Source organism: Nocardioides pini (assembly GCF_026712185.1).
Taxonomy (GTDB): Bacteria; Actinomycetota; Actinomycetes; order Propionibacteriales; family Nocardioidaceae; genus Nocardioides; species Nocardioides pini.
The window spans coordinates 144,465-163,632 of sequence record NZ_JAPPUX010000005.1; the positions used below are offsets into that span (position 1 = coordinate 144,465).

At 72.8% G+C, this 19,168-nt stretch carries 18 protein-coding genes and 1 tRNA gene; 10 read left to right on the forward strand and 9 right to left on the reverse strand.

Annotation, left to right across the window (positions count from 1 at the left end; all coding sequences use genetic code 11):
- On the forward strand, positions 1–638 hold a 638-nt coding region (gene ppgK / locus NYO98_RS17555; protein WP_268113042.1), incomplete at its 5' end, for a polyphosphate--glucose phosphotransferase.
- A gap of 40 nt (positions 639–678) precedes the next feature.
- On the opposite strand, the gene NYO98_RS17560 is transcribed toward ppgK, so the two are convergent.
- The gene (locus NYO98_RS17560) at positions 679–1,164 is read right to left on the reverse strand and encodes a MarR family winged helix-turn-helix transcriptional regulator (protein ID WP_268113044.1); all 486 of its coding nucleotides are present in this window, start codon (positions 1,162–1,164) and stop codon (positions 679–681) included.
- Positions 1,165–1,280: 116 nt separating this feature from the next.
- Here NYO98_RS17560 and NYO98_RS17565 point away from each other — a divergent pair, with 116 nt between their 5' ends.
- Complete coding sequence (locus NYO98_RS17565; RefSeq protein ID WP_268113045.1) at positions 1,281–3,407, forward strand: MMPL family transporter; 2,127 nt, start codon at positions 1,281–1,283, stop codon at positions 3,405–3,407.
- Positions 3,408–3,604: 197 nt separating this feature from the next.
- On the opposite strand, the gene NYO98_RS17570 is transcribed toward NYO98_RS17565, so the two are convergent.
- Positions 3,605–4,984: an NAD-dependent malic enzyme gene (locus NYO98_RS17570; protein ID WP_268113046.1), complete on the reverse strand. Its 1,380-nt coding sequence runs from the start codon at positions 4,982–4,984 to the stop codon at positions 3,605–3,607.
- 61 nt (positions 4,985–5,045) lie between these two features.
- Between NYO98_RS17570 and NYO98_RS17575 the strand changes: the two genes are divergently transcribed.
- From NYO98_RS17575 to NYO98_RS17595, 5 genes are read left to right on the forward strand one after another with little or no spacing between them, the layout of a single operon-like run.
- Positions 5,046–5,327, forward strand: coding sequence for a GNAT family N-acetyltransferase (locus tag NYO98_RS17575; protein ID WP_268113047.1), 282 nt, complete (start codon positions 5,046–5,048; stop codon positions 5,325–5,327).
- Between the two features lie 51 nt (positions 5,328–5,378).
- A complete protein-coding gene (locus NYO98_RS17580) occupies positions 5,379–5,765 on the forward strand; it encodes a hypothetical protein (RefSeq protein WP_268113048.1) in 387 nt (128 codons plus the stop codon).
- A 58-nt stretch (positions 5,766–5,823) separates the two neighbouring features.
- Positions 5,824–6,282 carry a DUF350 domain-containing protein gene (locus NYO98_RS17585; RefSeq protein ID WP_268113049.1) on the forward strand — a complete coding sequence of 153 codons (459 nt, stop codon included), beginning with the start codon at positions 5,824–5,826 and terminating at the stop codon, positions 6,280–6,282.
- A gap of 33 nt (positions 6,283–6,315) precedes the next feature.
- Positions 6,316–7,581: a glutathionylspermidine synthase family protein gene (locus tag NYO98_RS17590; protein WP_268113051.1), complete on the forward strand. Its 1,266-nt coding sequence runs from the start codon at positions 6,316–6,318 to the stop codon at positions 7,579–7,581.
- Positions 7,582–7,616: 35 nt separating this feature from the next.
- Positions 7,617–8,588, forward strand: coding sequence for a Gfo/Idh/MocA family protein (locus NYO98_RS17595; RefSeq protein ID WP_268113052.1), 972 nt, complete (start codon positions 7,617–7,619; stop codon positions 8,586–8,588).
- A 22-nt stretch (positions 8,589–8,610) separates the two neighbouring features.
- Here the strand turns inward: NYO98_RS17595 and NYO98_RS17600 are convergent, their stop codons facing one another.
- From NYO98_RS17600 to NYO98_RS17630, 7 genes are all read right to left on the reverse strand, one after another.
- The gene (locus NYO98_RS17600) at positions 8,611–9,636 is read right to left on the reverse strand and encodes a right-handed parallel beta-helix repeat-containing protein (RefSeq protein ID WP_268113053.1); all 1,026 of its coding nucleotides are present in this window, start codon (positions 9,634–9,636) and stop codon (positions 8,611–8,613) included.
- Positions 9,633–10,121, reverse strand: coding sequence for a glutathione peroxidase (locus tag NYO98_RS17605; RefSeq protein WP_268113054.1), 489 nt, complete (start codon positions 10,119–10,121; stop codon positions 9,633–9,635). Before NYO98_RS17605 ends, NYO98_RS17600 begins: the two co-directional genes overlap by 4 nt.
- Positions 10,118–10,753: a nitroreductase family protein gene (locus tag NYO98_RS17610; protein ID WP_268113056.1), complete on the reverse strand. Its 636-nt coding sequence runs from the start codon at positions 10,751–10,753 to the stop codon at positions 10,118–10,120. Before NYO98_RS17610 ends, NYO98_RS17605 begins: the two co-directional genes overlap by 4 nt.
- Positions 10,754–10,784: 31 nt before the next feature.
- Positions 10,785–11,099 (reverse strand): hypothetical protein, encoded by a 315-nt coding sequence (locus NYO98_RS17615; protein WP_268113057.1) that lies wholly within the window; start codon positions 11,097–11,099, stop codon positions 10,785–10,787.
- 48 nt (positions 11,100–11,147) lie between these two features.
- Positions 11,148–13,910, reverse strand: a complete 2,763-nt coding sequence (locus tag NYO98_RS17620) for a cation-translocating P-type ATPase (protein WP_268113058.1) — start codon at positions 13,908–13,910, stop codon at positions 11,148–11,150.
- Positions 13,911–14,024: 114 nt separating this feature from the next.
- Positions 14,025–16,319 carry a heavy metal translocating P-type ATPase gene (locus NYO98_RS17625; protein WP_268113059.1) on the reverse strand — a complete coding sequence of 765 codons (2,295 nt, stop codon included), beginning with the start codon at positions 16,317–16,319 and terminating at the stop codon, positions 14,025–14,027.
- Between the two features lie 149 nt (positions 16,320–16,468).
- Positions 16,469–16,552, reverse strand: a tRNA-Leu gene (locus NYO98_RS17630).
- A gap of 165 nt (positions 16,553–16,717) precedes the next feature.
- Here NYO98_RS17630 and NYO98_RS17635 point away from each other — a divergent pair.
- From NYO98_RS17635 to NYO98_RS17645, 3 genes are read left to right on the forward strand one after another with little or no spacing between them, the layout of a single operon-like run.
- Positions 16,718–17,434: an FhaA domain-containing protein gene (locus NYO98_RS17635; protein ID WP_268113060.1), complete on the forward strand. Its 717-nt coding sequence runs from the start codon at positions 16,718–16,720 to the stop codon at positions 17,432–17,434.
- Positions 17,427–17,912 carry an FHA domain-containing protein FhaB/FipA gene (locus NYO98_RS17640; protein ID WP_268113061.1) on the forward strand — a complete coding sequence of 162 codons (486 nt, stop codon included), beginning with the start codon at positions 17,427–17,429 and terminating at the stop codon, positions 17,910–17,912. The genes NYO98_RS17635 and NYO98_RS17640 overlap by 8 nt, the downstream gene beginning before the upstream one ends.
- Positions 17,912–19,153, forward strand: coding sequence for a PP2C family protein-serine/threonine phosphatase (locus NYO98_RS17645; protein WP_268113549.1), 1,242 nt, complete (start codon positions 17,912–17,914; stop codon positions 19,151–19,153). The genes NYO98_RS17640 and NYO98_RS17645 overlap by 1 nt, the downstream gene beginning before the upstream one ends.
- The last annotated feature ends 15 nt before the right edge of the window (positions 19,154–19,168 follow it).

The window sequence follows — 19,168 nt, forward strand, 5'->3', positions numbered from 1 at the left end:
CCCCGCAGGCGGTCGCCGAGGTCTTCGGCAAGATCATCGACAGCTTCCCGGCCTCGTCCCGACCGGTCGGCGTGACCGTGCCCGGCATCGTCCGCCACGGCGTGGTGCACTCGGCGGCCAACATCGACAAGTCCTGGATCGGCGAGGACGCCGACGCCATCTTCACCGCCGCCCTCGGGCGCGAGGTGCACGTGGTCAACGACGCCGACGCCGCCGGGCTCGCGGAGGCGGAGTACGGCGCCGCGAAGGGCCGCGGCGGGCTCGTCATGGTCATCACCCTCGGCACCGGCATCGGCTCGGCGATGATCTGGGACGGCCAGCTCGTCCCCAACTCCGAGATGGGTCACCTCGAGCTGGACGGCGCCGTCGCGGAGGCGACCACGGCCACCAGCGCCCGCGAGCGCGAGGGCCTGACCTGGGAGGCGTGGTCCGAGCGCCTCACGGCATACTTCCGCCACCTCGAGCGGCTCTTCTCCCCCGACCTGTTCGTGATCGGTGGCGGCGTCAGCAAGTCGTGGGACAAGTTCGGCCACCTCATCAAGGTCGAGACCGAGATGGTCCCCGCCACCCTGCAGAACCGCGCCGGCATCGTCGGCGCCGCGCTGGTGGCGCACCGCATGGCCGGCATCGAGGACTGAGCACGTACGACGACCGGGCGGGCGCTCGTCGGCCCGGCCGTCAGTCGTCCAGCACCCGCTCGAACGCCTCGGTCGCGCCGCGGAGGTAGCGCTGCACGACGGCCTTCTCCTCCTCGGAGAAGCTCGCGTCGTGCCGGTCGAGCGCGGCGAACATCGGCATCAGGTGGCCGATGATCTCCGCGCGTCCGGAGTCGGTGATGTGCAGGTCGGTGCGCCGGCGGTCGAGCTCGTGGGGACGGCGCTCCACGTGACCGCGGGCGACCAGGCGGTCGACGATGCCCGTCGCCGCGGCGGTCGACACCTCGAGCCGTCGGGCGACCTCCGCCGGACCGATCTGCTCGCGGCTGAGGTGCTCGAGCGTCACCAGCTCCGTCTCGCTGAGGCCCGCCCGGCGGGACACCACGTGGTTGACCCGGCTGCCGGCCGTGACGAGGTCGCGCAGCGCGAGGAGCGTCGGCGGCTGGGCCCGGTCGTTGCCGCGCTCGACCCACGACGGGGGTGCGGCGGCGTGCTGCTCGTCGGTCACGGCGCTCCCTCCCCGTCGTCGTACGCGTCCACTTGCCTGCCCACGATATCACCGCTAACTTGATAAGTAACTTGCTTAGCAATCATGCCCGCTAGCTATCTCCTCGAGGAGACGTCGTGCCTTCCCACCCCACCCCCGCGCCGGCTCGAGCGATCACCGGCCGCCGGCTCGCCTGGTTCTTCGCCCTCGTGCCGATCCTCCTGGCGCTGGCCGTGATCGCGTTCGTGCCCGAGGGCGAGCGCGAGACCTCGCCCCTGGACACGCTGCCGGCCGGCGCCGACAGCACGCTCGCGGTGGAGCTCGAGGAGCAGCTCCCCGACGACGAGGGCCAGGTCGCCATCGTGCTGTGGACCGCGGAGTCCGGGGAGCTCGACCAGGCGACCCAGGCCGAGCTGACCGAGCAGGGGATCGGCCTCCTCTCGCAGTCCGGCGCCGAGGCGGAGGGCCAGGTAGCGTCCGGCGCACCGGACGGCGGGTCCGGCCAGCAGGGCGGGCCACCCGGAGGTGGCGAGGGGCAGCAGTCCCCCGTCGTGGTGTCGGAGGACAAGACCGCCGCGTTCGTCGCCGTACCGGTCGCCTCCTCCTCCGCCACCGACAACATCGACAAGGTCGAGGAGCTGCGCACCCAGCTGCGCGAGGACGCCCCCGACGGCGTCGAGGTCCAGGTCACCGGTCCCGCGGGCATCCAGGCCGACATCGGGCAGGTCTTCGACGGCGCCGACATCCGGCTGCTGGCCGCGACCGCCGCCGTCGTGGCGATCCTGCTGATCATCACCTACCGGAGCCCGGTGCTCTGGCTCATCCCGCTGACGGTCGTCGGCGTGGCCGACCGCCTCGCCGCGATCGTGTCGACCAACGTGCTCGAGGTCGCCGGCGTCGCGTGGGACGAGTCGACGGTCGGCATCCTCAGCGTGCTCGTCTTCGGCGCCGGCACCGACTACGCACTGCTGCTGATCTCGCGCTACCGCGACGAGCTCAAGACGACGGAGTCCCGCCACGAGGCGATGGCGCACGCCCTCGGCAGGACCTTCGAGGCGGTGCTCTCGAGCGCCACCACGGTCGTGCTGGGCCTGCTCACCCTGCTGCTCTCGGCGATCCCGACCACCCGCGGCCTCGGCCTGGCGTGCGCGGTCGGCGTCCTCATCGCGGCGACCTTCGCCCTCGTCGTGCTGCCCGCTGCGCTGGTGCTGTTCGGCCGCTGGGTGTTCTGGCCGCGCGTGCCCCACGTCGGCGACCCCGTCCTGGTGGACTCCCGCGGCGTGTGGCGCCGGGTCGGCGACGCCGTGTCCCGCCGCCCGCGCACCTTCGTCGCCGCCACCGTCGCCGGCCTGGCGGTGCTGTCGATCGGCACGCTCTCCATCACGACCGGGCTCGACCCGGCGGACCAGTTCCTGCAGCGCCCCGAGGCCATCTCGGCCGCCGAGCGGCTGGGCGAGTCGTTCCCGGCCGGCACCAGCGACCCCGTGCAGGTCCTCACGAAGGACGACCCGCAGGCGGTCCTCGGCGCGGTGGAGGAGGTGGACGGCGTCGACTCGGCGCGCGTCACCAGCACCGGCGACGGCATCGCCCGGATCGACGCCGTGCCCGACGCGGCCCCCGGCAGCGACGAGGCCCAGGCGGTGGTGCTCGACGTCCGTGACGCCGTCGCCGACTTCGACGACACCCACGTCGGCGGTGGTGACGCCGAGGCGCTCGACGCGGAGGAGTACGCCGCCAGCGACCGGCAGCTGATCATGCCGCTCATCCTGCTGCTGGTGCTCGGTGCGCTGCTCGTGCTGCTGCGCTCGGTCGTGGCGCCGCTGCTGCTCGTCGCGACCGTCGTGGCGACGTACGCCGCCAGCATGGGCGCCTCGTGGTGGCTCTTCCAGACGGTGTTCGGCTTCGAGGCGATGGACACCGGGGTGCCGCTGCTGGCGTTCCTCTTCCTGGTCGCGCTCGGCGTCGACTACAACATCTTCCTGGTCACCCGTGCCCGGGAGGAGGCGCGCGACCACGGCACCCGCACGGGCATGCTCCGGGCGCTGACCGCCACCGGCGGCGTCATCACGAGCGCCGGCATCCTGCTCGCCGCCGTCTTCGCGGTGCTCGGTGTCCTGCCGCTCGTCGTGCTCGCCCAGCTCGGCGCGATCATCTTCGTCGGCGTGCTCCTCGACACCCTCGTCGTCCGCACGGTCCTGGTCCCCGCGCTCGCCCTCACCCTCGGCGAGAAGTTCTGGTGGCCGCGCAAGGTGCCGGCGGGGTAGCGCACGCCCGCTCGGCGTCGGTCGCCGGTCAAACCGTCGAACAGTCGTGGTGTCGAACCGTCGTGGTGTCGGAGTCCCCGCTCGAGCGGGGATCCTGACACCCGGAGACCTTTGCAAAGGCCTACAGGAGCATGTTTGCCCCTACAGGTCCGGCGTCATGTCGGCGGGTACGCCGACCGCACGCAGCGCGAGAGTCGTCAGCCCTCGCGCCCGCTGATGGCCGACGCCACGCGCTTGGTCACGTCGGGGTGGAACACGCTGGGGATGATGAAGGCCGCGTGCAGCTCCTCGGCGCTCACGGTGTCGGCGATCGCCTGGGCCGCGCGGAGCAGCATGTCGACGGTCACCTCCGAGGCGCCGGCGTCGAGGAGGCCGCGGAAGACGCCGGGGAAGGCCAGCACGTTGTTGATCTGGTTCGGGTAGTCGGAGCGGCCCGAGGCCACCACGGCGGCGTACTTGTCGGCCTCGGCCGGGTCGACCTCCGGGTCGGGGTTGGCGAGGGCGAAGACGACCGGCTTGGGCGCCATCGTCGGGATCCACTCGGGGTCGAGGATGCCCGGGGCGGAGACGCCGACGAACACGTCGGCGTCGACGAGCACCTCGCGCAGCGAGCCGGTGGCGCGGCGCGGGTTGGTCACGGCGGCGAGCTCGGCGTGGGCGGCGGGCAGTGACGCGTCGCCCGCGGCGAGGGCTCCCTCGCGGTCGACGACCACGACGTCCTTGGCGCCGGCGGCGAGGAGCAGCGTGACGATGGCGGTGCCGGCAGCGCCGGCGCCGGACACGACGATCCGGACGTCGGCGAGCTGCTTCTCCACGCAGCGCAGGGCGTTGGTGAGCGCGGCGAGCACGACGATCGCGGTGCCGTGCTGGTCGTCGTGGAAGACCGGGATGTCGAGCGACTCGCGCAGCCGGGCCTCGATCTCGAAGCAGCGCGGGGCGGCGATGTCCTCGAGGTTGATGCCACCGAAGCCCGGGGCGATCATCTCGACCGCCCTGACGATCTCGTCGGTGTCCTGGCTGGCCAGGCAGATCGGCCAGGCGTCGATGTCGGCGAAGCGCTTGAACAGCGCGGCCTTGCCCTCCATCACCGGCATCGCCGCGCCGGGGCCGATGTTGCCGAGGCCCAGGACGGCCGAGCCGTCGGTGACGACGGCGACCGAGTTGCCCTTGATGGTGAGCTTGCGGACGTCCTCGGGGTTGTCGTGGATCGCCATCGACACGCGGCCGACGCCGGGCGTGTAGGCCATCGAGAGGTCGTCGCGGGTGCGCAGCGGCACCTTGGACTGCACGCCGATCTTGCCGCCGAGGTGGAGCAGGAACGTGCGGTCGCTGACCTTGTGGACCTGCACGCCCTCGACGCCCGAGACGGCCGCGACGAGCTCCTGCGAGTGGGTGGCGTCGGCGGCCGAGCAGGTCACGTCGACCGTGAGCCGGTCGTGGCGCGACTCGGCGACGTCGATCGCGGTGACGACGCCCCCGTTGTGCGCGATGGTGGTCGCGACGGCGCCGACGACGCTGTGGTCGGCCGCGGTGTACAACCGCATGGTGATCGAGTACGACGATGCGGTTGCTGCCATGCCCCGAACCCTCTCCCCCGCGCGGGGTTACGGGCAAGTCACCTCCGACTAGGCTCGGGTCGTGGACACAGAGTTCGTCGATGCCCCGGAGCGCCACCGCTACGAGCTGCGCTCCGGCGACCAGCTCGTCGGCACCATCGTCTACCGGCTCAACGGCGACGTGATCCGGCTGATCCACACCGAGGTGCCGGAGGCCTTCAGCGGCCAGGGCCACGCCTCGACGCTGGCGCGCTCCGCGCTCGACGACGCCCGCGCGCGCGGGCTGCGGGTCAAGCCCGACTGCCCCTACGTGAGGTCGTACATCGAGAAGCACCCCGAGTACGCCGACCTCGTCGCGTCGTAGCCGCCCCGTGGCCGACGACCCGACTCCCAGGACAAGTCCCGGAGGACCCCGATGACCACGCCCACGCGCCGTCGCATGCGCTCGACCAGCATCTCGCTGGGCATCACCGCGCTGATGGCCAGCAGCCTGACCGGGTGCGCCTCGAGCGCCGACTACGCCGCCGTGTGCGTCGACCCGGACACCCAGGAGCGCGTCGACGACGACCAGTGCGACGACGACTCCGACTACAACGGCACCGGCACCGGCTTCTTCTGGTACTACCTCGCCGCGCGATCGGTCGTGCCGGCCGTCGGCCAGACCGCCACCGGCGGCACCTTCAACGGCCGCACCCTCACCGGCACGGTGCAGCGCGGCGGCCTGCCCACCACCGGCGGCTCGACCGTGAAGTCCGCGACCACCAAGGGCGGCTTCGGCGGCAGCTCGCGCGGCTTCGGCTGACCCCGGCCACCCGTCAGCCCGACCCAACCCGCACCGCACGACTCCCAGGAGACTCCCCGTGACCGACCTGCTCGACGCCCTCCTCCACGCCGTCGCGTACGCCCTCGTCGGCGGCGTGATGCTCGTGGTGGCCTACTACGTGCTCGACCTCGCCACGCCCGGCCACCTCGGCACCCACCTGCGCGGCGTCGACGAGAACGGCAACGAGTCGGTGCACGCCCACTCCAAGGGCGCGGGCCTGGTCACCTCGGCGTGGCTGGCCTCCAACGCGGCGGTGCTCTTCACCGCCATCTGGACCAACGGCGAGACGTCGCTCGGCTCGGCGCTGGTGTGGACCGTCGCCTTCGGCGCGGTGGGCATCGCGCTCAACACCGTCATGTTCTTCGCCGTCGAGGCGATCACGCCGGGTGACCTGCGCCAGATCGTGACCGCGCCCGGGCCCGTGCGCCCCCTGGCCCAGGTGGCCGCGGCCGTCGCCCTCTCGGTCGGCGCCATCGTGTGCGCCAGCATCGCCTGAGCGGGGCGAGGACGACGTGATGGGGCTCGGCTGATGTGGCGGCACCGGTCGCGGGCGCGTGAGGGCTGGCACGACGCCGTCGTCGAGCAGGGGCTGGTCTTCCCGACCACGAAGATGCCCGACGGCTCCGAGCTGCCCTACTGGAACGAGGACGCCTGGTACGAGGTGACCATGGAGGAGGTGGAAGCCCTCGAGGCCGCCACCGAGGAGCTGTGGGCGATGTGCCTGCAGGCGGTCACCCACATGGCGACCACGATGACCGACGAGCGGCTCGGCCTCCCGCCCGGCTCGTTGGGCGTCGTACGACGCTCGATCGAGGCCGGAGACCCGGCGCTCTACGCCCGCTTCGACCTGGCCTACGGCGCCGACGGGTCGGTCAAGATGCTCGAGATCAACGGCGACACCCCCACCGGCCTCGTGGAGACCGGGATCGTCCAGTGGAACTGGATGGAGGACGTGATGCCGGAGATGGACCAGTGGAACTCCGTCCACGACCGGCTGGTCGCCGGGTGGCGGAGGCTGCGGCGGTCCGGGCACTTCGACGGCGACCGGATGCACTTCCTCTACGACCTCGGCGAGGAGGACTCCTACGACGGCGGCGAGATGGAGATGACCGTCCACTACCTGATGGACACCGCCGTGCAGGCCGGCTGGATCACGATGGCGCACCCGATGGCCGAGGTCGGCTGGAACCCCGACACCCGCGACTACCGCGACGTCCACGACGAGCCGCTGCGCAACGCCTTCAAGCTCTACGCCTGGGAGGAGATGCTGGCCGAGCCGTTCGGTCGGCACGTCATCGAGCAGCAGGAGTCCCGTCCGACGCGCTGGCTCGAGCCGGCGTGGAAGGCGCTCCTCAGCACCAAGGCGCTGCTCCCGGTGCTGTGGGAGCTCTTCCCCCGCCACCGCCTGCTGCTGCCGGCGTACTTCGACGAGCCGCGTGACCTCGAGCGCTGGGTCGCCAAGCCGCTGCACGGCCGCGAGGGCGACAACATCCGCATCCACCTCGACGACGTGCTCGACGACGTGGTGATGCCGGGCGGGTACGGCGCCGAGGGCTGGGTCTACCAGGCCTACACCGAGCTGCCGAGCTTCGAGGGCAACCGCGTGGTGCTCGGCTCGTGGATCGTCGACGGCGAGGCCGCCGGCATGCTCGTGCGGGAGTCGGACGACCTCGTCACCGACTACTTCTCCCGCGTCGCGCCCCACGTCATCAGCGACGGGCTCGCGCCCTCGGAGGAGCAGGTCGCCCAGTGGCTGGCCGAGCGCGTCGGCCCCGACGCGCCCTCGCTCGGCTAGTTGCGGTCCGCCGCGCCGTTCACCACGATCGGCACGTGCCTGCCGCCGAGACCAGCCCGCTCACCGTGGGACTGCTGGGTCTGGGGGTCATCGGGCAGGTGCACCTCCGCACCCTCGCCGCCCGGTCGGACGTGTCCGTCGTCCTCGCCGCCGACCCCTCGCCCTCTGCCCGCGAGAGGTGCGGCGTACCGGCGTACGACCGGCTCGACGCCGTCCTGGCCGACCTGCGGACCGGGCGCGTCCAGGCGCCCGACCTGTTCGTGCTCGCCACCCCGACCAGCACCCACCTCGACCTCGTGCAGCGGCTGCTCGACGAGACCGGCGCAGACGTGCTCTCGGAGAAGCCGCTGACCGAGGACCCGGTGGCGCTCGACGCGCTCGGGTCGCGCAGCGACGCCGCCGCACGGGTCCGGGTGGTGAACCACTTCGCGTTCTCCCCCGAGGTCGAGTGGGGCGTCGGGCTGGTCGCGGCGCGCGGCTGGGGCGAACCGGCCATCGTCCTGTCGACCTTCAACGACCCCTACGTCGCGATGCCGCCGGCCCGGCGTGCGAGCTACGTGTCGACCTGGGTCGACTCCGGGCCGAACCAGCTCGGGATGCTCGAGCGGTTCGTGACCGGGTGCGAGGTGCGCGCGCACAGCGCGGCGCCCGACGGCTCGCGGTCGGTCACCGAGGTCGGCTTCGCGACCGGCGCCGGCGTCCTGTGCGCCAACTGGCACACCGGCGACAGCAGCAAGCAGACGACGATGCGGTGGGAAGGCGGCCGTGAGGTCCTGCTCGACCACACCGCCATGACCGGGCTGGCGCTCGACGGTGGCTCGCCGGTCGAGCACCTCGGCCACGACGGCAGCGTCGACCGCAAGACCGCCCACTACCGGGCGATGTACGACACCTACCTCCGCGACCGCGACCACCCGCTCCTCTCGCTCGCCCACGCGCGGACCGCCGCGGCGGTGCTCCGGCAGGCCGGCGACGCCCCGCCGGTGGCGTCGCTCGGGTGGCAGTGATGTCGCGTCGGCGACGCTCCGGCTAGCGCACCACCGAGTCGGTGATCGTCCGGCTCGCGCCGAGGAAGAAGATCCCCGGGATCGTCTCGAAGCCCTCGCTCGGGTTGTCGGTCAGCCGCGAGCCGTCGATGGTCAGCGTGCCGGTGCGGTCGTTGGAGACGAAGAAGATCGCGCCACCGCCCTCGCGGGCGCGGTTGCCGGTGATCGTGGAGTCCTCGACGCTCAGGTGGATGTCGTCACCGTCGAGGTAGATCGCGCCGCCCGAGCCCCCGCCCGGCGTGCCGGGGCGCGCGGGGTTGGCGCCGCGCCCGATCGCACGGTTGTCCGTGAACGTCGAGCCGGTGATCCGCCACGAGACGCCGATGCTGCTCAGCGCCGAGCCGTTGCTGCACCGGCCGCCGGTGAAGGTGGACCGGCGTACGACGACGGGGCGGTCACGGTGCTGGTCGAGCACGCGCACCGCCGCTCCGCCCACGTCGGGGCCGGTGCGGTCGCACCGGTTGTCGGCGAAGGTCGAGTCGACGATCGTCAGCCGGCCGCCGCGCACGAAGACCGCGCCACCACCGCCCCCGTCGGTCGCCTCACCCGTGCTGTTGCCGCCGACGAGGCGCAGCCGCCGCAGCACGAGCCGCGGCTCGGCCTGGTCGTTGCAGTGCGACGTCGTCCAGACCTGCGCGCGGTCGCAGGTGTTCATGTAGATGATCCGCCGCTGGCCCTCACCGCTCAGGGTGACGAGGCCACCGCCGTCGAGGACGACGCGACTCGAGGTGTTGACGACCTTCGCCGTGCGCTTCATCGCGATGGTCACCGGGGACGGCCCGCAGTCGAATCGGATCACGCCGCCCTGGGCCACGGCGCGCACGACCGCGCGCGAGGTGCACGACGCGGGGGTGCCGGTGCCGACGGTCGCGTCCGCTGGTCGGACGAGGGGTCTCGTGACGGGCGCGAGGGCGCCCTCCTCGACCAGCGACGGCGTCGCCGTCGCCGGCGCTGCCGACGCCACCACCGCGACGACGATCGCCGCGGCGAGGACGCCGGCCCGGGTCACCGCGACCCCTGGAGCGCCTTCTCGATGTCGCCGGACAGCTTCTCCGGCTCGGTCTGCGGGGCGTAGCGGTCGATGACCTGGCCGTCGCGGCCGACGAGGAACTTGGTGAAGTTCCACTTGATCTTGCTGCCGAGCACGCCGCCCTTGGAGTCCTTCAGCCACTGGAAGAGCGGGTGCGCGTCGTCGCCGTTGACGTCGACCTTGGAGAACAGCGGGAACGTCACGCCGAAGTTGCGCTCGCAGAACTCGGAGATCTCCGCCTCGTCGCCTGGCTCCTGGTTGCCGAACTGGTCGCAGGGGAAGCCGAGCACCACGAGGCCCTGGTCGGCGTAGGTGTCCTGCAGGTGCTGCAGGCCCTTGTACTGGCCGGTGAAGCCGCACTGCGAGGCGGTGTTGACGACCAGCACGACCTTGCCGTCGTACTGCGCCAGGTCGGTGTCGGTGCCGTCGATCGCCGTGGCCGAGAAGTCGGAGAGAGAGGTCATGCCCCAGAGTCTGCCAGCGGCGCTGTCACGAACGGCTCGCCGAACCGCTCACCGAACACCCACTCGTCCATCGGCCTGCGCGCCCGGTCGCGTCGGTCGCGGGCGGCGGTGCGCTCGTCGACCTCCGCGGGGTCGCCCGGCACGCCCACCGCGATGCCCGTCAGGACACGGTGGGTGGCGGGCACGTCGAGCGCCTCGGCGAGCGCCTCGTGGTCGAAGCCGGCGAACTGGTGGGCGTGCAGGCCCATGGCCCGGGCCTGCAGGGTCAGGTGGGCGGCGGCCTGGCCGACGTCGTAGAGCGCGTGGTCGCTGTACGCCGGCGCGTCCGGCTCCTCGCTCTCGCGCACCCGCGCGGCGGTGACGAAGACGACCGACGCGCGCGGCACCCAGCCGGCGTTGCCGCGACTCAGGGTCGCGACGAGCCGGTCGTGCTGGGGGGTGCCCGGGACGCACACGAAGAACGCCCACGGCTGGGTGTTGCTCTTGCTAGGTGCCCACTGGGCCGCACGCAGGAGGGTCTCGACCTCGGTGCCGCTCAGCCGGTGCGCGTCGTCGTACACGCTCGGGCTCCAGCGCGACCGCAGCGGCTCGGCCAGGCCGGCGGCGGTGGGGTGCGGTGCTCGGTCGCTCACCCGGGCGAGTATGCCGACCCGGGCCGGCGCGTCAGTCGTCGAGGGCGTCGAGCTCAGCCAGCGCCGACTCCCAGCGCTCGCGTCGCTCGGCGTCGCTCTGCTCCCACCACGGCGTCCCGCGCTCGCCGAGACCCACCTTGGCGAGCTGGGTGCGGTGGCGCGTGGCCGCGAGCTCGGCGTCGTCGCGGGCGGTGCGCACGCCCGACCGTCCGCGCCCGAGGTGCGACTTCAGGCGCGCGAGCGCGTCGGCCGGGACGGCCGGGTCCGTACGACGCCAGCGCCGTCCGTCGACCACGAGCCACCGCTCGTCGTCGTGGCCGTCCTGGCCTGCCCCGTCCGGTGCCACGGGAGAAGCGTCGCACGCGGACGGTCCCCGGACCCGGCGTGCCGCGCCTCAGGCGTGGACCGGGGCCGCCGGGATCGGGAGGACGTCGAACGCCGGCTGGCGACGCCGTTGGACCAGCTTGATCAGCTCGTCGACGACGACGAGCGACGCCGCCAGACCGGCGCAGATGCACCACTGGGCGAAGCTCAGGCCCGTCGTGCTGAAGAGGCGCTGCAGGAAGTCGATGCTCGTGACGAGGATGATCGCCAGGAGGGCGATCCCGTAGCGCCGCAGCTGCGCGAGGGCCGGGATCGCGTCCCGGTCGAAGATCGTGTTCACCTGGTCGCGGCTCAGGAGCGCTCCTGCCAGGTGGAACAGGGACAGCGTCGTGAGCAGCATGGTCGCCGCCACCAGGCCGCCGTCCTGGGCGTCGCCGATCTGGTAGGCCGCCAACGTCCCGACGGTCATCACGGCGCCCTGCACGCAGAGCCGGATCCAGTTGCTCCGGGAGAGGACCGGGGCCCCGACCGGGCGTGGCGGGCGGGCCATCAGGCCGCGCGCCGGCTGGTCGAAGCCGAGGGCGATGGCGAGCGGGATGTCCACGACCATGTTGAGCCACAGGATCTGCAGCGGGTCCAGGGGCGTGCCGTCGGCGATGTCGAGGACGCCGGCGACGAGGAAGACGGCGATGTAGGCCACCAGGGTCGACATCTGGAACCGCAGGTACTTGAGCAGGTTGTCGTACAGCGTCCGCCCGTACGACACCGCACCGACGATGGTGGCGAAGTTGTCGTCGGTCAGGATCATCACCGCGGCCTGCTTGGACACCTCGGTGCCGGTGATGCCCATGGCGACACCGATGTCCGCCGTCTTCAGGGCCGGTGCGTCGTTGACCCCGTCGCCGGTCATCGCGACGACGTTGTCCATCCGCTTGAGCAGCGTCACGAGGCGGACCTTGTCCTCCGGAGCCACCCGGGCGATGACGCCGATGTCGTCGAGCTGCCCGAGCAGCTCCTCGTCGGTCATCGCGGCGAACTCGTTGCCGGTCACTGCCCGGCCGGGGATGCCCAGCTCGGTGGCGATCGCGGCCGCCGTGCTGGCGTGGTCGCCGGTGATCATCCGCACGCGGATGCCGGCGTCGCGGCACTCCGCGATGGCCGCCTTCGCCTCGGCGCGCGGCGGGTCGACGATGCCGACCATCGCGAGCAGGGTGAGGTCGCGGACGTGGTCGATCAGGTCGCCGCCGGCCTGGAGGACCTGCGGGTCGAGGTCGCGCTGCGCGACGACCATGACGCGCTCGCCGGCGTTGGCGATCTGGTCGTTGGCCTCGAGGGCCAGGTGCTGGTTGTCCGGGGTGATGGGCACCAGCGTCCCGTCGGGGCTGCGGAAGGTGGCGGCGCGGGCGATCAGCACGTCGGGCGCGCCCTTGACGTAGCACCGGACGACGGGGCGGCCGTCGTCCGCCGTCATCTCGTGGAACGTCGCCATGAACTTGTAGTCGGAGTCGAACGGCACCTCGGCGACCCGGGGCAGCGACGCCCGGGTCTCGGTGATGTCCAGCCCGCCCTTCGCGCCGAGCACGATCAGGGCCCCCTCGGTGGGGTCGCCGATCAGGTTCTCCCCCTCGAGCACCGCGTCCGCGCACAGCACCATCGGCAGGAGGTAGGGGTCGAGGTCGTGGTTCTGCCCGCCCACGTGGGAGAGCTCGCCGACCGTGCTGTAGCCCTCGCCCGAGACCGTGTAGCGGTTCTGGCCGGGGATGAGCAGCTGCCGCGCGGTCATCTTGTTGAGGGTCAGGGTGCCGGTCTTGTCCGAGCAGATGGCGGACGTCGAGCCCAGCGTCTCCACCGCGGGCAGCCGCTTGACGATGGCGTGGCGGTCGGCGATCTCGCGCGTGCCCATCGACAGCAGGGCGGTCACCACGGCCGGGAGCCCGGTCGGGATGGCGGCCACCGCGAGGGCGACGCCGGTGACGAAGAGGGTGTCGAACGACTCGCCACGGGCGAGCCCGAGCATGAGGACCAGGATCAGGGCCACACCGGCGATGGCCGCGATGATCTTGGACAGGGAGTCGAGCTGCTTCTGCAGCGGGGTCTTGCTGGTCTCCGCGCTGGCCAGCATCGTGGCGATGTGGCCGATCTCGGTCTTCATGCCGGTCGCGGTCACGATCATCTCGCCGCGGCCGCGGGTGACGGACGTGTTCATGTACGCCATGCAGGTGCGGTCGCCGAGCGGCACGTCCTCGCCCAGGACGGGCTCGACCGACTTGCCGACCGGCAGGCTCTCGCCGGTGAGCGCGGCCTCCTCGATCTCCAGCGTGGCGGCGAGGTGGACCCGACCGTCGGCCGGGATCAGGTTGCCGGCCTCGACCAGCACCACGTCCCCCGGCACCAGGTCCTGCGCGTCGATCTCGACCGCCTGGCCGTCGCGTCGTACCCGCGCGATCGTCTTCATCATCTGGGCCAGGGCCTTGACGCTCTCCTCCGCCTTCGCCTCCTGGCGGAGGCCGATCACGGCGTTGAACACGGTCAGGCCGGCGAGCACCACGGTGGTGCCGGTCTCCTGCGTCACGAGCTGGTTGACGACCGCCGCCACCAGGAGGATGACCTGCATGAAGTCCTGGTACTGCCGCAGGAAGGCCTTCAGGCCGGACTCCTTGCTCGACTCGGCGAGCTGGTTGGGACCGAAGGACGCGAGCCGCGACCGGGCCTCCTCGGCGGACAGACCCCGGTCCGGGGACACGCCGAAGGCCTGGGCGACCTGTGCCGCGTCGGCGCTGACGGGGTCGATCGCCGGGCTCGCGGCACCGGGCGTTGCATGCTCCGTCGTCATCAGCGACTCTCCTGTCGTCTCCGTTCGGACGTTTGCCGCGCCGACTCCGTGGCCCGAAGGTAGGCGTCGGGACGTGGGCGGCGCCTCACCCGGAGCGGAGTAGATGGGGCCGCGTCACGCCGGCGGCGGGGGCAGCAGGCTGTGGGCGGTCTCGTCCTCCTGCGCGTTGTGCAGGCGCAGCACGCCGTAGAGGCCGTAGAGCAGCCGTCGGACCTCGACGACGTCCTCGGGCTGGCCGGTGTCGTCGGGTACGTCGTCGAGCAGGCGCCCCAGGCGCGCGACCTGGTGCTCGATCTCGGCGTGGGTCCGGGTCAGGGCGTGGGTGGCCGTCTCGCCGAGGGCTCGTGCGACCAGGGGCACCAGCAGCGCCTGGTCGGCACGCTCGTGGGCCAGCAGCTCGGTCCGCAGCCGCGCCGCCAGCCGGCGCACCGGGACCAGGTCGGCGTCCCGGGTGCTGAGCTGGTCGGCGACCGTCCTGATCTCCTCGACGAGGGGAAGGGTGGCCTCGTGCTGGGCCCAGAGCTCGTGGCCCACGGTGACGTCGGACGGGGGCAGCGTCACCGTGTGGGCGCGGCCGGGCAGGACCGCGCGGAGGGCGAGCCCGATCGCCAGCAGATCGATGCCCTCCTGCAGCACGGCGCCCACGGCCGGCGCCAGGAGGCCGGCCGCGGCCGCGGCCATCGCGACCAGCGAGAGGCCCATGCCCGTGCCGACCGCCTGGCGGGCGATCCTCCGACAGCGCTGAGCGATCAGGATGGCGTCGGCCAGGGCGTCGACCCGGTCCACGGTGAGCACCACGTCGGCCGCCTCCGAGGAGGCGGTCGCACCACGGGCGGCGAGGGCGACACCGACGTCGGCGGCCGCGAGGGCGGGGGCGTCGTTGACCCCGTCACCGACCATGATCACCACGTCGGCGCCACGCTCCGCCTCGATCACCGTGAGCTTCTCCCCCGGGTCGCAGTCGGCCCGGACGGCGTCGGTGCCGACGATCCTGCCGACCGTCTCGGCCGTGTCCGCGCGGTCGCCGGTGACGAGCACGACCCGCCTGATGCCGGCACGGCGCAGGCCGTGGACCATACGGGGAGCGTCGGGCCGGATGACGTCCTCGAGGAGCAGCGCACCGGCCGGCCGGTCGTCGACGGAGGCGAACACGGTCAGTGCGCCGTCGAGGCCGGCGCGCCGGCGTACCCGCTGCGCCCAGTCCGGAGCGGGGTCGGGGACGATCCACGAGCGCTTGCCCAGGGCGACCCGGCGTCCGCCCACGACGCCCCGCAGGCCGTAGCCGTGCTCCTCGAGGACGTCGGTCGGCAGCTCCAGCTCCAGTCCGCGCGCGGTCGCGGCCGAGACGATCGCGGTGGCGAGGACGTGCGGGGACATCTGGTCGAGGGACGCGGCCAGGCGCAGCAGCTCGTCGGCGGGGAGGCCGTCATGGGCCGTGACCACGCCGACGAGCTGCGGCCGGCCCCGGGTCAGGGTGCCGGTCTTGTCGAACAGCACCACCCGGGCAGCCGCGAGGCGTTCGAGGGTCGCTCCCCCCTTGATGACCACGCCGACGCGGGTGGCCCGGGAGAGGCCGGAGATGTAGGCGATGGGTGCCGCGAGCAGCAACGGACAGGGGGTGGCGACGACCAGCACGGCCACGGCCCGGACCGGGTCGCCGCTCACGGCCCAGGCGCCGGCGGCGAGGAGGAGCGTCAGCGGCACGAAGAAGACCGCGAGGCGGTCGGCGAGGCGGATGAAGGGCGCGGACGACGCCTGGGCCTGCTCGACGAGGCGGACCAGACCGGCGTACGTGGACTCGCCCGCTGTCGCGGTGGCGAGCAGGTCGAAGGGGGCACCGGCGTTGACCGCTCCGCTCCGCACGATGACGCCGGCCGGCTGCTCCCGGGGGAGGGGCTCCCCGGTCAGGGCCGACTCGTCGATCGTCGCCGCGGTGAAGAGGCGGCCGTCCACCGGCACGACCTCACCCGTGCGGACCACGACGGCGTCGCCCGGCAGGACCCGGTCGACCGGCACCTCGGTGAGCCCCCCGGCGTCCCGGCGGCGGGCCGTGCGCGGCGACCGCTCGAGGAGCAGGCGCAGCTCGCGGCTCGCCCGGGCCTCGGCGCGAACCTCGAGCAGCTGGCCGGTCGCGAGCATCACGGTGATCATCGCGCCGGCGAAGTACTCGTCGACGGCGAGCGCCGCGCCCAGCGCGAGCAGCGCGATGACGTCGACCGTCGGGCGGTGCCGGCGTGCTGCCCGCACGGTCGTCACGACGGCGACGACCAGGCCCGCTGCCGTCCCGACGGCCCAGAGCGCGTCGGCGACACCGCCGTACCCGAGCAGCCACGTGGCACCGCCGACGCCCAGCAGCAGCGTCGAGACGGCGAAGAGCCCGCGCGCGATCCGGCCCTGGTCGACCTCCATGCCTCCAGCCCACCCCGACGGGCGCGACGCGGACAGGGCCGTCCTCCCGGGCTCGACGGGCCGATGGTCCCGGCTCCCGGCCGGCGCCGCCCCGTCGTCCGGGAGACGCACAGGGCCCCGACCGGTCGGTCGGGGCCCTGTCACTACTGTGCGCGAGGGGGGAGTTGAACCCCCACGTCCTTTCGGACACACGGACCTGAACCGTGCGCGTCTGCCTATTCCGCCACTCGCGCGAGAAGCGGGCTCAGGCTACCCCACCCCTGACGGACGTTCCCAATCGGACGGACCCCGGGGCGCCACCGTGGCTCGGCCGCGCCCGGCCGGTACGCTCGGCCGCACCGTTCGGGCGGTCGTTGATGCCTGCCCACCACGACGGTTCGACGAGAGGAGGCCTGAGGATGAACCCGTTGCAGCGTTTCGAGCAGCGACTCGAGACCGTGATCTCCGGTGTCTTCGCCCGGGCCTTCCGCAGTGCCGTGCAGCCCGTCGAGATCGCCGCAGCGCTCCAGCGCGAGTGCGACAACAACGCCCAGGTGCTCAGCCGCCAGCGCCGGCTGGTGCCGAACGACTTCCACGTCGAGCTGTCCGCCACCGACCTCGACCGCATCGTCGGCCTCGGCCGCGCGCTCGAGCAGGACCTCGTCGACCAGCTCCAGGACCACGCCGACGCGCAGGGCTACGTGTTCACCGGCCCGATCAGCATCGCCTTCGAGTCCGCCGACGACCTGACCACCGGCCGGTTCCGGATCCGGTCCAAGGCGCAGGCGAGCGTGACCGACAACGACCAGCGCACCCGCACCCGCTCCTCGCACGCCACGCTCGAGGTCAACGGCACCCGCCACCCGCTGCGCCCGCCCGGCCTCGTCGTCGGCCGCGGCACGGAGGCCGACCTGCGGATCAACGACCCGGGCGTGAGCCGGCGCCACCTCGAGCTCGAGGTGACCATCGACGGTGTCGAGGCGGTCGACCTCGGCTCGACCAACGGGATCCTCGTCGACGGGTCCAAGGTGGGTCGCGCCCGCCTGCGCGACGGGTCGACCATCCGCATCGGGCACACCGAGATGACGGTCCGCATCGACGGTGGCCGCGACGAGGCCGGGGGCTGGAATGTCTGAGCTGACCCTCTTCCTCATCCGCATGGCGTTCCTGGCCATCCTCTGGATCTTCGTGCTGTCTGCGATCTCGGTGATCCGCTCCGACATGTTCGGCGCGCGGGTCCCCGAGACGGCGCGCAACGGCGCGCCCGCCCCGGGCCGCAAGGGCAAGGCCGCGGCGAAGGCCCCCCGGAAGCCGCGCCGCGGTGCCCCCACGCACCTCCTCGTGGTCGAGGGTGAGAACCCCGGCACCCGCGCCGAGCTCGCCGACGCACCCCTCCTCATCGGCCGCGGCAGCGACGCGGCCATCAAGCTCGACGACGACTACGTCTCGACCCGGCACGCGCGCGTCGCTGCCAGCGGCGATGAGTGGTTCGTCGAGGACCTCGGCTCGACCAACGGCACCTACGTCGGCCCCGTCCGCATCACCCAGCCCACCACGATCGGTCTCGGCGTCCAGGTGCGCGTCGGCAAGACGATCCTGGAGCTCCGGAAGTGATGTACCTCCACTACTCCGCGATCTCCGACGTCGGCCGGGTGCGGCGCGAGAACCAGGACAGCGGCTACGCCGGTCCGTGGCTGCTCACCGTCTGCGACGGCGTCGGCGGCGCGGTGCGGGGCGACCTCGCCTCCAGCACCGCCGTGCAGGCACTGCGCAAGCTCGACCAGGAGCCGGACGACGACATCCTCGGCCAGGTCGCCGGTGCCGTGCACCGCGCCGACGACCGGATTGCCGAGCTGGTCGAGGAGGACCCCGCCCTCAACGGCACCTCCACGACCGCCACCGTCGCGCTGTTCGACGGCACCCGCTTCGGGGTCGGGCACATCGGCGACAGCCGCGCCTACCTCTACCGCGGCGGCGAGCTGCGCCAGCTCACCCACGACCACACGTTCGTCCAGTCGCTCATCGACGAGGGCCGGATCACCGAGGAGCAGTCGCGGACCCACCCGCACCGCAACCTCATCCTCAAGGCGCTCGACGGCATCCGCCACGAGGAGCCCGACCTCTTCGAGGTCCCCGCCGAGCCCGGCGACCGCATCTTCATCTGCAGCGACGGCGCGTGCGGCACGCTCAGCCACGACCGGATGGCCGAGATCCTCGGCACCGGCACCCCCGACTTCGCCGCCGTCGAGCTCGTCCGGGCCAGCCTCGAGGCCGGCAGCACCGACAACGTCACCTGCATCGTCGCCGACGTGTCCGAGGAGGCGCCGTCAGAAGACCTGGCGCCCCTGCTCGTGGGCGCGGCCGCCGACCTGCCGCGGCGCCTGCCGCTCGGCGGCGCCGTCGGCGGGCTCTTCCGCGGCCACCGCTCCGGCGACACCGGCGAGATCCCGCCCGTGCCGGACGACGTGCCGGAGGGGGCCTACGTCGCCGACCCGATCGACCCGGAGGCCGCGCGCTACGCGCCCCGCGACCCCGGTCGCTTCTCCTGGCTGCGCCGGCTGCTGCTCGCGGCCGTGCTGCTCGGGGTGGCCTGGATCGTGCTGGCCGCCGGCTGGTCGTGGAGCCAGCAGCAGTTCTACGTCGCCGAGGACGACGGCAAGGTCACCATCTACCGCGGCATCGACGCCCGCCTGCCCGGCCTCTCGCTCTCCCACCCCTACGAGGTCACCGACGTCGAGCTGGACCGGCTCAGCGACATCGACGCCGAGGCGGTCCGCGAGGGCATCGAGGCCGACGACCTGGAGGACGCGCGGCTGACGGTGGACAACTACGCCGCGCGCCAGGACGTCAGCTGAGGGTGACGGGCGGAC

Bases quoted from the DNA above. Each gene is read 5' to 3' on its own strand.
- NYO98_RS17570 (WP_268113046.1), bottom strand. From the start codon at position 4,984: ATGGCAGCAACCGCATCGTCGTACTCGATCACCATGCGGTTGTACACC.
- NYO98_RS17580 (WP_268113048.1), top strand. From the start codon at position 5,379: ATGACCACGCCCACGCGCCGTCGCATGCGCTCGACCAGCATCTCGCTG.
- NYO98_RS17590 (WP_268113051.1), top strand. From the start codon at position 6,316: ATGTGGCGGCACCGGTCGCGGGCGCGTGAGGGCTGGCACGACGCCGTC.
- NYO98_RS17605 (WP_268113054.1), bottom strand. From the start codon at position 10,121: ATGACCTCTCTCTCCGACTTCTCGGCCACGGCGATCGACGGCACCGAC.
- NYO98_RS17620 (WP_268113058.1), bottom strand. From the start codon at position 13,910: ATGACGACGGAGCATGCAACGCCCGGTGCCGCGAGCCCGGCGATCGAC.
- NYO98_RS17625 (WP_268113059.1), bottom strand. From the start codon at position 16,319: ATGGAGGTCGACCAGGGCCGGATCGCGCGCGGGCTCTTCGCCGTCTCG.
- NYO98_RS17635 (WP_268113060.1), top strand. From the start codon at position 16,718: ATGAACCCGTTGCAGCGTTTCGAGCAGCGACTCGAGACCGTGATCTCC.
- NYO98_RS17640 (WP_268113061.1), top strand. From the start codon at position 17,427: ATGTCTGAGCTGACCCTCTTCCTCATCCGCATGGCGTTCCTGGCCATC.
- NYO98_RS17645 (WP_268113549.1), top strand. From the start codon at position 17,912: ATGTACCTCCACTACTCCGCGATCTCCGACGTCGGCCGGGTGCGGCGC.